Origin of the sequence: Streptomyces sp. NPDC087263, from assembly GCF_044744645.1 — a bacterium.
GTDB lineage: Bacteria > Actinomycetota > Actinomycetes > Streptomycetales > Streptomycetaceae > Streptomyces.
Window position 1 is genome coordinate 1 of the sequence record NZ_JBIUYT010000010.1, and the last position, 12,531, is coordinate 12,531.

11 protein-coding genes are annotated in these 12,531 nt (G+C 70.9%); 8 read left to right on the forward strand and 3 right to left on the reverse strand.

Annotation, left to right across the window (positions count from 1 at the left end; translation table 11 throughout):
* The first annotated feature begins 268 nt into the window (after nucleotides 1-268).
* The 3 genes from deoC to ACIPC1_RS29700 are packed head-to-tail and all read left to right on the forward strand — an operon-like array spanning nucleotide 269 to nucleotide 3,679.
* The gene (gene deoC / locus ACIPC1_RS29690) at nucleotides 269-1,231 is read left to right on the forward strand and encodes a deoxyribose-phosphate aldolase (RefSeq protein ID WP_402522950.1); all 963 of its coding nucleotides are present in this window, start codon (nucleotides 269-271) and stop codon (nucleotides 1,229-1,231) included.
* 5 nt (nucleotides 1,232-1,236) lie between these two features.
* Nucleotides 1,237-2,697, forward strand: a complete 1,461-nt coding sequence (locus ACIPC1_RS29695; RefSeq protein WP_402522424.1) for an aldehyde dehydrogenase family protein — start codon at nucleotides 1,237-1,239, stop codon at nucleotides 2,695-2,697.
* A complete protein-coding gene (locus ACIPC1_RS29700; protein WP_402522426.1) occupies nucleotides 2,690-3,679 on the forward strand; it encodes an aldehyde dehydrogenase family protein in 990 nt (329 codons plus the stop codon). The genes ACIPC1_RS29695 and ACIPC1_RS29700 overlap by 8 nt, the downstream gene beginning before the upstream one ends.
* A gap of 130 nt (nucleotides 3,680-3,809) precedes the next feature.
* On the opposite strand, the gene ACIPC1_RS29705 is transcribed toward ACIPC1_RS29700, so the two are convergent.
* The gene (locus ACIPC1_RS29705; protein ID WP_402522429.1) at nucleotides 3,810-4,217 is read right to left on the reverse strand and encodes a hypothetical protein; all 408 of its coding nucleotides are present in this window, start codon (nucleotides 4,215-4,217) and stop codon (nucleotides 3,810-3,812) included.
* A gap of 675 nt (nucleotides 4,218-4,892) precedes the next feature.
* Here ACIPC1_RS29705 and ACIPC1_RS29710 point away from each other — a divergent pair.
* Nucleotides 4,893-5,531 carry a uridine kinase gene (locus tag ACIPC1_RS29710; RefSeq protein WP_384386376.1) on the forward strand — a complete coding sequence of 213 codons (639 nt, stop codon included), beginning with the start codon at nucleotides 4,893-4,895 and terminating at the stop codon, nucleotides 5,529-5,531.
* A 198-nt stretch (nucleotides 5,532-5,729) separates the two neighbouring features.
* On the opposite strand, the gene ACIPC1_RS29715 is transcribed toward ACIPC1_RS29710, so the two are convergent.
* Complete coding sequence (locus tag ACIPC1_RS29715; RefSeq protein WP_402522433.1) at nucleotides 5,730-6,473, reverse strand: SigE family RNA polymerase sigma factor; 744 nt, start codon at nucleotides 6,471-6,473, stop codon at nucleotides 5,730-5,732.
* A gap of 313 nt (nucleotides 6,474-6,786) precedes the next feature.
* Here ACIPC1_RS29715 and afsQ1 point away from each other — a divergent pair, with 313 nt between their 5' ends.
* From afsQ1 to ACIPC1_RS29730, 3 genes are read left to right on the forward strand one after another with little or no spacing between them, the layout of a single operon-like run.
* Complete coding sequence (afsQ1, locus tag ACIPC1_RS29720; RefSeq protein ID WP_037625670.1) at nucleotides 6,787-7,464, forward strand: two-component system response regulator AfsQ1; 678 nt, start codon at nucleotides 6,787-6,789, stop codon at nucleotides 7,462-7,464.
* Complete coding sequence (locus ACIPC1_RS29725) at nucleotides 7,461-9,038, forward strand: ATP-binding protein (protein WP_402522435.1); 1,578 nt, start codon at nucleotides 7,461-7,463, stop codon at nucleotides 9,036-9,038. The genes afsQ1 and ACIPC1_RS29725 overlap by 4 nt, the downstream gene beginning before the upstream one ends.
* The gene (locus ACIPC1_RS29730; protein ID WP_402522438.1) at nucleotides 9,035-9,649 is read left to right on the forward strand and encodes a hypothetical protein; all 615 of its coding nucleotides are present in this window, start codon (nucleotides 9,035-9,037) and stop codon (nucleotides 9,647-9,649) included. Before ACIPC1_RS29725 ends, ACIPC1_RS29730 begins: the two co-directional genes overlap by 4 nt.
* Here the strand turns inward: ACIPC1_RS29730 and ACIPC1_RS29735 are convergent.
* A complete protein-coding gene (locus tag ACIPC1_RS29735; protein ID WP_402522440.1) occupies nucleotides 9,646-10,785 on the reverse strand; it encodes a LuxR C-terminal-related transcriptional regulator in 1,140 nt (379 codons plus the stop codon). The genes ACIPC1_RS29730 and ACIPC1_RS29735 overlap by 4 nt on opposite strands.
* A gap of 194 nt (nucleotides 10,786-10,979) precedes the next feature.
* Here ACIPC1_RS29735 and ACIPC1_RS29740 point away from each other — a divergent pair, with 194 nt between their 5' ends.
* Nucleotides 10,980-12,404, forward strand: a complete 1,425-nt coding sequence (locus ACIPC1_RS29740) for an FAD/NAD(P)-binding protein (RefSeq protein WP_402522442.1) — start codon at nucleotides 10,980-10,982, stop codon at nucleotides 12,402-12,404.
* The last annotated feature ends 127 nt before the right edge of the window (nucleotides 12,405-12,531 follow it).

Sequence of the window (12,531 nt, forward strand, 5' to 3'; positions counted from 1 at the left end):
GGGGGGGGCGTCAACATCCATCCCCGGTGGGGGCGGCCGGCCCCCCGGCCCCCCCCCCCCGCCCCCCCGGGGGGGGGGGGGGGGGGGGGGGGGTGGCCCCGCCCCCCGGCCCCGACCCACCCACCCGCCGCACCCGGCAGCAGGCACCCGGCGCACCGGGCACAGGCACAGGCACAGACACCCGGCACCCGGCACCCGGCACCCGGTGTCAGACGAACCCCCGGGGCTGTACAGCCGCTACGCGCGTAGATATGCTCGGCTGGTGACCATGCCCACCACTGCACCCGCTGCTGCACACGCACTCGGCGACGTAACCGCGTCCGACAGCACGCTGCGCCGCTTCCTCCACGGGCTCCCCGGCGTGGACGCGGTAGGCCTGGAGGCGCGCGCCGCCTCACTAGGCACCCGTTCCATCAAGACCACGGCCAAGGCGTACGCCATCGACCTCGCCATCTCGATGGTCGACCTGACGACGCTGGAAGGCGCGGACACCCCGGGCAAGATCCGGGCGCTCGGCGCCAAGGCGGTCCGCCCGGACCCGACCGACCGTACGGCGCCCGCCACGGCGGCCGTCTGCGTCTACCCCGACATGGTGGCCACCGCCAAGGAAGCCGTCGCCGGCTCCGGCGTGCTGGTCGCCTCCGTCGCCACCGCCTTCCCCGCAGGCCGAGCCGCCCTCGACGTCAAGCTGGCCGACGTACGGGACGCCATCGCCGCGGGCGCAGACGAGATCGACATGGTCATCGACCGCGGGGCGTTCCTCGCGGGCAGGTATCTGAAGGTGTTCGACGAGATCAGCGCCGTGAAGGAGACCTGCGGGACCCACGCCCGTCTCAAGGTCATCTTCGAGACCGGCGAACTGTCGACGTACGACAACATCCGCCGCGCCAGCTGGCTCGGCATGCTCGCCGGCGCCGACTTCATCAAGACCTCCACCGGCAAGGTGGCGGTGAACGCGACTCCGGCGAACACACTGCTCATGCTGGAGGCGGTGCGCGACTTCCGCGCCCAGACCGGCGTACAGATCGGCGTGAAGCCGGCCGGCGGCATCCGTACGACCAAGGACGCGATCAAGTTCCTCGTCCTGGTCAACGAAACCGCGGGCGAGGACTGGCTGGACAACCACTGGTTCCGCTTCGGCGCGTCCTCGCTCCTGAACGACCTGCTGATGCAGCGTCAGAAGCTGGCCACCGGCCGCTACTCCGGCCCCGACTACGTGACGGTGGACTGATCACCATGCCATCCGCATCCGCATCCGCACCCGCACCCGCATTCGACTACGCACCGGCGCCCGAGTCCCGCGCGGTCGTCGACATCGCCCCCTCCTACGGCCTGTTCATCGACGGCGAGTTCACGGAAGCCGCCGACGGCAGGGTCTTCAAGACCGTCTCCCCCTCCACCGAAGAGGTCCTCTCCGAGATCGCCCAGGCGGGCGAGGCGGACGTCGACCGCGCGGTCAGGGCGGCCCGCAGGGCGTTCGAGAAGTGGTCGGCGCTGCCCGGCTCGGAGCGCGCCAAGTATCTTTTCCGCATCGCCCGGATCATCCAGGAACGCTCCCGCGAGCTGGCCGTCCTCGAAACCCTCGACAACGGCAAGCCCATCAAGGAGACGAGGGACGCCGACCTCCCCCTCGTAGCCGCGCACTTCTTCTACTACGCGGGCTGGGCGGACAAGCTCGACCACGCGGGCTTCGGCGCAAACCCGCAACCCCTCGGCGTCGCGGGCCAGATCATCCCCTGGAACTTCCCCCTCCTGATGCTGGCGTGGAAGATCGCCCCGGCGCTGGCGACCGGCAACACCGTGGTCCTCAAGCCCGCCGAGACGACCCCCCTGTCCGCCCTGTTCTTCGCGGACATCTGCCGCCAGGCGGGCCTGCCGAAGGGCGTCGTCAACATCCTTCCGGGGTACGGCGACACGGGCGCGGCACTCGTCGAGCACCCGGACGTGAACAAGGTGGCCTTCACCGGCTCCACCGCGGTGGGCAAGGCGATCGCCCGCCAGATCGCGGGCACCCGCAAGAAGGTCACCCTCGAACTGGGCGGCAAGGGGGCGAACATCGTCTTCGACGACGCCCCCATCGACCAGGCCGTCGAGGGCATCGTCACCGGCATCTTCTTCAACCAGGGCCAGGTCTGCTGCGCGGGCAGCCGTCTCCTCGTACAGGAGTCGATCCAGGACGAGTTGCTGGACTCCCTCAAGAGCCGCCTCTCGACTCTCCGCCTCGGCGACCCCCTGGACAAGAACACGGACATCGGGGCGATCAACTCCGCCGAGCAACTGTCCCGCATCACCACGCTCGTCGAGCAGGGCGAGGCGGAAGGCGCGGAGCGCTGGTCCGCGCCCTGCGAACTCCCGTCCTCCGGCTACTGGTTCGCCCCGACGCTCTTCACGAACGTCACCCAGGCGCACACCGTCGCCCGCGACGAGATCTTCGGCCCGGTCCTGTCCGTCCTCAGCTTCCGCACCCCGGACGAGGCGGTGGCCAAGGCCAACAACTCCCAGTACGGCCTCTCCGCCGGCATCTGGACGGAGAAGGGCTCCCGGATCCTCGCGGTGGCGGGCAAGCTCCGCGCGGGCGTCATCTGGTCCAACACGTTCAACAAGTTCGACCCCACCTCGCCGTTCGGCGGCTACAAGGAGTCGGGCTTCGGCCGCGAGGGCGGTCGCCACGGCCTGGAGGCGTACCTCGATGTCTGACAAGCCCGAGAAGACCGTTAAGCCCGAGAAATCAGACAAGCCCGAAAGATCAGACAAGCCCGGGAAGTCGTCGGAACACCCCCGTCTGAGCGTTTTCAAGACCTACAAGCTGTACGTCGGGGGCAAGTTCCCCCGCAGCGAGAGCGGCCGGGTGTACGAGGTGACCACAGCGACATCAGCCGCTGGCGCGGCGGGCAAGTCCAACTGGCTGGCCAACGCGCCCCTTTCCTCCCGCAAGGACGCCCGCGACGCGGTCGTCGCCGCCCGCAAGGCCTTCGGCGGCTGGTCCGGCGCGACGGCGTACAACCGCGGCCAGATCCTCTACCGCGTCGCGGAGATGCTGGAGGGCCGCAAGGACCAGTTCGTCCGTGAGGTCGCGGACGCGGAAGGGCTCTCGAAGTCCAAGGCCGCGGCCGTCGTGGACGCGGCCGTCGACCGCTGGGTCTGGTACGCGGGCTGGACCGACAAGATCGCCCAGGTGATCGGCGGCGCCAACCCGGTCGCGGGCCCGTACTTCAACCTCTCCACCCCGGAGCCGACGGGCGTGGTCGCCGTCCTGGCCCCTCAGGAGTCCTCGTTCCTGGGCCTGGTCTCGGTGATCGCCCCGGTGATCGCGACCGGCAACACGGTGATCGTGGTCGCGAGCGAGAAGTCCCCGCTCCCGGCGCTGTCACTGGGCGAGGTCCTGGCGACCTCCGACCTGCCCGGCGGAGTCGTCAACGTCCTCTCGGGCAGGACCGCCGAGATCGCAACGCCGCTGGCCGCGCACCAGGACGTCAACGCGATCGACCTGGCCGGCGCCGACGATGACCTGGCCAAGGAACTGGAGATCGCGGCGGCGGACAACCTGAAGCGGGTCCTCCGTCCACAGGCTGTGGATTACTTCCGGACGCCCGGCACCGAGCGCCTCACCGCCTTCCTGGAGACGAAGACGGTCTGGCACCCGACAGGCGCACTGGGCGCCTCCGGATCGTCCTACTAGAGCAAGCGAGGGCGTACGAGGATCTCGGCGCCCTCTGCCGACCCGGGACCCCGATCCGTGTCCCCGGGGTCCCGTCCCACGAGAGAGCCGCGCTCCCCTCCGTCCAGGGGAAGCGCGGCTCTCTTCCCGTTCAGCGCAGCAGCCCCGCGGCCTGCCCGATCACCGGGATGCTGCCCACCGACGGCGCCTGCGCCAGCGGCCCCGTCAGGGCCTGCGAGGACAGCGGCTTGAAGTCGGCGAGCTGGGTGGCGACCCCGTTGTCGAGGGGGTCGACCCCGGTGCCCGCCAGCGGGTTGGGCTTCAGGGCCTCGACGGGGCCGGTGACGTATCGCACCGTGCCGGTCAGGGCCGCCAGGCCCGCCTGCGGGTCGATCTCGCCGAGCGAGGTGGGCCGGGTGCGCACGACGTCCACGACGGGGTCCGTGTTCGCGACGGCCGGGGCGGCGCCGGCCACACCGGCAGCGACCACGCCGACCGCGGCGGCGATGCGCGCGGTCGTGCGGGCCAGATTGGTCTGCTGGGCTGCGTGTCGCACCATCAGGGTTCCTCTTCGGGAGCGGAGATCAACTGTATTTGCACGCAGAGTAGTTGACCCGACTGCTTCCACGGGCGGTTGGGGAAGGGGATTCGCCTGTGCGGCCCAACAGGCATATCAGCGCCAATCCACCGCACATATCAGCACCAACCCACCACACATGTCGGCGCCACACCTCGAGCACTCGGGCACACAGTCCGCTGCGACGGTGTGAACACAGCGTGAGATGACCCCGGCCCCCGGACCCCCGGACCCCGGACTCCCGGCCCCGGTCCGAAGTCGCGCAGCCTCGGCCGCCGAGCGCGCTCGCGCGGCGCGGCCCGTCCAGCGGCCCGTGCAGCGCCCCGTCCAGCGTCGCGGTGCCGCCGCCGGGCGTCGAACTGCTGCGCGGCGGCGGCTCGTTGTTCCCGACCCGGCCGACCATGAAGGAGCACATGTACGCCCCCCATCCACGCGTCCCTCCCGCTGGGCGAGGCCGCCGAGGCCCACAGGTCTCCTGGAGAGCCGTGCCACCACCGGCAAGCCACTGCTGACGCCCTGTCCTCCTCGTCCGACCGTCCGTCTCGTGACGGACGCCTCGCCGCACCCGGCCGGAGCAGGCGTCCCGGGGCAGGGATAATGTCCAGGACGTTGCCGGCAGGCGGCGAGGCCAGGTCGAGTCACAGAAGGTACGGAGAATTGGGTTCCCATCCCCCGATACCCACCCGCGTGGTGCTGCTCTGCGGCCCCTCCGGCTCTGGAAAGTCCCTTCTCGCGGCCGACTCCGGCCTCCCCGTGCTCCGCCTCGACGACTTCTACAAGGAGGGCACGGATCCGACGCTGCCCCAGGTGGAAGGCAGCGCGGACATCGACTGGGACCACCCGCTGTCCTGGGACGCGAGCGCCGCGGTCACCGCGATCGAGGAACTGTGCCGCACGGGCCGTACGACCATTCCCGTGTACGACATCTCGCTGAGCGCCCGCACCGGCACGGAGGCGCTGCACATCGAGCGGGCTCCGTTGTTCATCGCGGAGGGTGTCTTCGCCGCCGAGATCGTCGGACGCTGCCAGGAGCTGGGTGTGCTGGCCGACGCGCTGTGTCTGTCGCGCGGCCCGGTGACGACGTTCCGCCGCCGCTTCCTGCGGGATCTGCGGGAAGGCCGCAAGTCGGTGCCCTTCCTGCTGCGCCGCGGCTGGCGTCTGATGCGCGCCGAGCGCTCCATCGTGGCCCGCCAGACCGCCCTGGGCGCGTACCCCTGCGACAAGGGCGAGGCTCTGGGCCGGCTGACCGCGGCGGCCGCCGGTCGCTGCACGACCCCGCGCCCGGCGACGGCGTAAGCCGCACAGAAGCAGAAGACACACGAAAAGAGGCCCAGGCGGACCCCCCAGTCCGCCTGGACCTTTCTCGTTTCCCCCGTGCTACCACGTGGTCCCCCGACCGCGTGGTTTCCCCTCCCCCATGGGTTCCCCCCGGAACCGCTCCCCCGTACTACCCCCTCTTACCTTCCTACCTTTTCCTTGCTTCCCCCCAGACCTTCAGGCGACAAGCTCCCCGAAGGACTCCTCCTCGTCACGTCCGAAGCTGAGGACCTCGTCCTCACGCATCCGGCGGAGCGACCGCCAGATGCTGGACTTCACCGTGCCGACACTGATGTCGAGGATCTCCGCGATCTCCGGGTCCGTGCGGCCCTCGTAGTAACGAAGGACCAGCATGGTGCGCTGGAGTTCGGGCAGCCGGGCGAGCGCCTGCCACAGCACGGCGCGCAGCTCGGTGCCGCGCATCGCGTCCGTGTCACCGGCGGTCTCCGGCAGTTCCTCGGTCGGGTACTCGTTCAGTTTGCGGCGGCGCCACGCGCTGATGTGCAGATTGGTCATGGTGCGGCGGAGGTAGCCCCCGACCGCGGCCTTGTCACTGATCCGCTCCCATGCCCGGTACGTCGAGAACAGCGCGCTCTGCAGCAGGTCCTCGGCCTCGAAGCGGTCACCGGTCAGGTGATAGGCGGTTGCGTAGAGGGAGGCGCGGCGCTCCTGGACGTAGGCGGTGAATTCCGCCTCCGACACCGAGCGCCGCTCCCCCGTGGCCTCCCCGTACGCGGCTCCCCCGTGAGCCTGTCCCCCCGCGTCAACCACCGTCATGTACGACCCGGTGTGCTGACGCCCGGTGCCGCGAGCGCACCCCCGTCCGCTCACGGCCCCGGACTTCTCCGTGTTCCGAGTGACCGTGACGTCGTGCAAACGCGTGACAACTGCGCCAGTGCTGGTGCTGTGCAGCGTGTTCATCTCGCGCCCCCCGTCGTGGAGTCCCGGTTCTTCGGTTCGTTCTGCCGTGCTGACTTGCTGCCGTGCTGCCTTGCTGATGTGGAAAAGCTTGCCCGGGCCACTTCATGACGGTGTCCGCCGACTGTCACAGACCTGTCACAGGGCCCGCCCGCAGGCGCGTCACGGCGGGGACACAGCACGATCACAGAGAAGAGCGGTAGCGCTACGCAGATGACCGATCCGGGGCCCGGCTGGGGGCTCCCTGTGTGCGGGAGATGGATGGGAGCGCTCCAACGGTCGATACACGACCGTTCGATGGGCCAGAATGACGTCCGTGCCTTCCCTGTTGCTGATCGAAGACGACGACGCCATTCGCACGGCCCTGGAGCTGTCGCTGACGCGCCAGGGGCACCGTGTGGCCACCGCTGCCACCGGCGAGGACGGTCTGAAGCTGCTGCGTGAGCAGCGGCCGGACCTGATCGTGCTGGACGTGATGCTCCCGGGCATCGACGGATTCGAGGTGTGCCGGCGCATCCGGCGCACCGACCAGCTGCCGATCATCCTGCTGACCGCGCGCAGCGACGACATCGACGTGGTGGTGGGTCTGGAGTCCGGCGCCGACGACTATGTCGTCAAGCCCGTGCAGGGCCGGGTGCTCGACGCCCGGATCCGTGCCGTCCTGCGGCGCGGTGAGCGCGAGGCGAACGACTCGGCGTCCTTCGGCTCCCTGGTCATCGACCGTGCCGCCATGACGGTCACCAAGAACGGCGAGGATCTGCAGCTGACGCCCACCGAGCTGCGGCTGCTCCTGGAGCTGAGCCGCAGGCCCGGACAGGCGCTGTCCCGCCAGCAGTTGCTGCGGCTGGTCTGGGAGCACGACTACCTCGGCGACTCACGTCTCGTCGACGCGTGCGTGCAGCGGCTGCGCGCCAAGGTCGAGGACGTGCCCTCCTCCCCCACGCTCATCCGTACCGTCCGGGGAGTCGGCTACCGGCTGGACAATCCTCAGTGACCAAACCGCAGGACAAGCTCCGCGGCTGGGCCGCGGCGCGCAAGGCGATCCTGTCCGGCCTGCGCTTCACCAGTCTGCGACTGCGGCTGGTGGTGGTGTTCGGACTCGTCGCGCTCACGGCCGCCGTGTCGGCGTCGGGCATCGCGTACTGGCTCAACCGCGAGGCCGTCCTGACGCGTACGCAGGACGCGGTGCTGCGCGACTTCCAGCAGGAGATGACCAACCGCGCGAGCACGCTGCCGGTGAACCCGGCGCAGGCCGAACTCCAGCGTACGGCGGGGCAGATGTCGGCCAGTAGCCAGCGCTTCAGCGTGCTCCTGGTGGCCGAGGCCACGGACGGTAAGCAGATCATCGGCAACTCCGCGCTGGACACCTTCACCCTGGAGGACGTACCCAAGTCGCTCCAGAAGGCGGTGAACAAGGAGCAGCCGCTCTCCTCGAACAACAAGTCGGCGTACCACCTGTACTGGCAGCGCGTCTCCGAGGACGACAAGCCGTATCTCGTGGGCGGCGCGAAGGTGATCGGCGGCACCACGACGGGCTACATGCTCAAGTCCCTCGAACCCGAGGCGAAGGATCTCAACTCCCTCGCCTGGTCCCTGGGTATCGCGACCGGGCTGGCCCTGATCGGCTCGGCGCTGCTGGCCCAGGCCGCCGCGACGACGGTCCTCAAGCCGGTCCACCGCCTGGGCATCGCGGCCCGCCGCCTGGGCGAGGGAAAGCTCGACACGCGTCTGCGGGTCTCCGGGACGGATGAACTCGCCGATCTCTCCCGCACGTTCAACCACACGGCGCAGGCCCTGGAGAAGCGCGTCGCCGACATGAGCGCCCGTGACGAGGCCTCCCGCCGTTTCGTGGCGGACATGTCCCACGAACTCCGTACGCCGCTCACCGCGATCACCGCCGTGACGGAGATCCTTGAAGAGGAGCTGGACGCGGAGACCGGCAGCGTCGACCCGATGATCGAACCGGCCGTACGGCTCGTCGTCAGCGAGACCCGACGGCTGAACGACCTCGTCGAGAACCTGATGGAGGTCACCCGCTTCGACGCGGGCACCGCCCGGCTGGTCCTGGACGACGTCGACATCGCCGACCAGATCACCGCGTGCATGGACGCACGCGCCTGGCTGGACGCGGTGGACCTGGACGCCGAGCGCGGCGTCATGGTGCGCCTGGACCCACGCCGCCTGGACGTGATTTTGGCGAACCTGATCGGCAACGCGCTCAAGCACGGCGGCTCGCCGGTTCGGGTCTCGGTGCGCAAGGAGGCCGACGCCCTGCTGATCGAGGTCCAGGACCACGGTCCGGGCATCCCCGAGGACGTACTCCCGCACGTCTTCGACCGCTTCTACAAGGCGAGCGCGTCCCGCCCCCGCTCCGAGGGCAGCGGCCTGGGCCTGTCCATCGCCCTGGAGAACGCGCACATCCACGGCGGCGACATCACCGCGGCGAACTCGCCCAAGGGCGGCGCGGTCTTCACGCTCCGCCTCCCGCAGGACGCGCCGGTGCTGCTCGCCGACGACCCGCGCGACGAGGACGAGCACCGGAACGGCACGGAGGCGAGCGCCGGATGACGACCCCACGACGCCGGTCCGTCCGCCCCTGGGCGGTCCTCGGTCTGCTGGCCGCGCTGCTCACGGGCTGCGGCATCCGCTCCACCCAGGTCCCCACGGACTTCGGCCCCGCGCCCTCGCGGGCCCCGTGTGCCCTGTCCGGCGACATCTCCACGCAGACCTCCGGGGGCGTCCCGGTCCAGGTCTTCCTGCTCTGCTCCGCGCAGCTCGTCCCGGTCGACCGGTCCGTCAGCATTCCCACCGGCACGGCGGAGGGGGCTCGGCGCGTCCTGGTCGCCCAGGGGCTGCTCGACGAACTCGCCGAGACCCCGTCCACGGCCGAGTTGCTGGCCGGCTACGCCACGGACGTACGCGGCGGCATGACGGTGAGCGGTCCCCACGACAAGGACCCCGAGGACACCCTCCGCCTGAGCACCCCGCCGGACGACCTCACCCGCTTCTCCCTCGCCCAGATCGTCTGCACCTTCGCCAACTCCGCCGCGGCCCAGGACGACGGCTCGGTCATCCTCGGCGGCCCGGGCACCGACCCCCTCAACCGCTACGAATGCACGCCGGAGGTCCGCGCGAGCCCGGGCACGGAGACGCCTCCTTCGACGAGCGCCGACTCTTAGCGGCTCCTGGAGGAAGGCTCGCGCGACACTCCCCCGGGCCGGTAATGCTCGGCGAACAGCCGCGCGACGAGCTCGCCTCGGCTGGAGACCTCCGTCTTGCCGAAGACGGCCTTGACGTGGTCGCGCACGGTGTGCGGGGAGATGAACAGCGCCGCGGCGATCTCGGTGGTGGGCAGCCCACGCGTGATGAGCTGGGTGATCTCCAGCTCGCGCGGCGTCAGGCCGTACGCCTCGGCGATGAGGACCGCCCGGTCGGCGGCGGCCGCCGGCTCGATGACGAGTGCCACGGGACCGGGTTGCCCTGCGGGGCCGCTGAGGCAGGAGGCGTGGCAGGTCAGCCAGCGGCCGTCAACGGTGCGGATGCGCGTCCTCGCGCTGCCTGCCCGGTCGCGGCCCCGGGCGATCGCCCGGGCCTGCAGGACGGTGGCGACCACCCAGATCGGCAGCCTCAGGCCCAACTGCGAGGGGATGGAGGGGCCTTCGGGGAGCCGCGAGAGGTGCTGCCGCGCCTCCTCGTTGATCGACGTCGGCTCGCCGGAGGGATCGAAGAGCACCAGTCCCGGCGCGGGCGCGTCCGTTGTGGCGCCGATCGCGGACGAGCGGGCGAACCGGCGCACCCGCGAGGCCAGCGGACCGGACAGACCGGCGAGCAGCGTGCTCTCGGCCGGGCCGAACGGGGCACCGGCACCCCTCCGGAACAGGCTCACCACGGCCCATGGCCGGTCACCGACCCGCAGCACGGCCCGTAGTTCGTCGTCCACGCCCTGGCTCCTGAGCAGCCGGCGGAAGCGCGCGCTGCGTGCGGGCAGGTTGCCGGTGGCCGCACGCAGGCCGGCCACCGGGACGGCGGCGCGGGCGAGGTCTCGAAACGGGAGGACGTTCTCCTCCAGGAGTTCGCTTTCCCAGTACGCGGCGCAGCCCTCGCCGGAACCGAGGTTCTCCACCAGCATCGGCGCGGTGATGAGACCCGTCTCCGGGTCGGTGGCCGCCCATACGGCGGAGTCGAACGGCAGGAGCCGGCGCAGCTTGGCGGACGTCCGGCTGAAGAGGTCGCGTGTGTCGGTGGCCCGCTCCGCGCCCGACAGCACCTTGGCGTGACGTGACAGCACCTCGGCATGGCGGCGCGCATCGGACATGGAGACCCCCCGTGGTCTGGATGCAGGCCAGCCTGCCCGCCCTCGTGTCCTGGACCAACCCCCCGTTTGAGGGGGTCATTCCCGGTCGGTCACCGCTCGCGGGGGATGGGGCCCGGTACCGGCGGCGGCGAGGCTCGAAGAGGCCGATGCGCCGGGAGGCGACGGCCCGCAACGTGAAGGGAAGAACGAAGAATATGGACATCGCAATCGTCGGAGCGGGTGCTGCCGCGGTCGGCCTGCTGGACACGCTGGCAGCCATCGCCCACGAGCCTGGGACCATCACGGTGTTCGAGCCGTCCCCGCACCTTTGGCGGGGCCGCCCGTACGGCCCGGACCTGGACACGGTGCTGGTCAACACGCCACCGGCCATCATGTCGATCCGCCACTCGGACTCCGGGCACTACGCGGCGTGGCTGGGCACACGTGGCGCCGCCCACCTCGACGAACGGCTGGGCCGGCCGCTCGTTCCGCGCGCGCTCTACGGCGAGTACCTGGCGCACAGCGCCGAGACGGCGCTGTCCCTCCTGCGCAAAGGGGGCTGGCGGGTGCGTATCGTCACCGCCCGCGTCACCGGGGCGGCCCGGTCCGGGGCCAAGTGGTCGCTCCGCACCGAGGACGGACGCGGGCACGAGGCCGACCAGCTGGCCCTGTGCGTGGGCGGGGGAACGCCGCAGGACCACTACGGTCTCGACGGCGCCGCCGCTTTCGTGGGCGACCCGTACCCGCTGGCGCGCACACTCGACCGGGTCCCGCCCGGCAGCAGCATCGCGGTCATCGGGAGCGGCCTGACCGCGGTCGACGTCGTCGTGTCGCTCGCCGCACGCGGACACTCCGGGCCGATCACGCTACTGTCCCGCAGTGGTGTGCTGCCCCACGTCTGGCAGCGCCCGGTCGACCACCAGCCGCAGCACCTGACCACCGAGCGGGTGGCAGCGCTGCACCGGGAGCACGGTGCCGTCACCCTCAAGGATCTCATCGGGCTGCTGCGCGCCGAACTGGCCGAGAAGGGTGAGGACTTCGACGAGTTCGTGGCGGAACTGCTGGCGGCCGGGACCGAAGAGCCGGTTCGGCGCCTGCGGGCGCAGCTGTCGGCTGTGGACGACTCCAGGATCGGCCGCCGGGTCCTCCAGCAGACAGCGCACAGCGTTGGCCCGTACGCGTGGCGGCTGCTGTCCGATCCCGACCGCGGTTGGCTGCGGCGTCACTTCCGCATGGCGACGAGCGTGGCTTCACCGATGGTTCCGGTGAACGCCGCCGTCATGATGCGGCTGTTGGACTCCGGGCAGCTCGCGTTGACTGCGGGCGTCCGCAAGATCGAGGCGGCGGACGGGGTGTTCCGGGTGTACTGCGACGACGGCGAACGCACCTTTGACGTCGTCGTCAACGCCGTGAATCCGCCGCCGCGGGCAATCCCCGGTGCAGCCGGACCGTTGGTCACGGCCCTGCTGGCCGACGGCTCCGCCGAGCTGCACCCAGCCGGTGGGCTGGTTCCGGCCAACCCGCGCCTGCATGTGGTGGGAGACCTCGCCGGGGGCGGTCCGTTCATCACGTCGAGCATTGCGGGCATCGCGGCCCAAGCGGCAGGGGCCGCCCACACGATCGTCGCGGCCATGGGCTGAATCCCCCCGCCTCACCCCGTTTGCGGGCAAGGTCGTTCAGGCCCCCGGCCGGGGTCTGGGGGCGGCGGCCCCCAGGAGCGGACAGGGATCCCCCGGTCGAGCGAATCCGAGACCGGGAGGCGGGCAG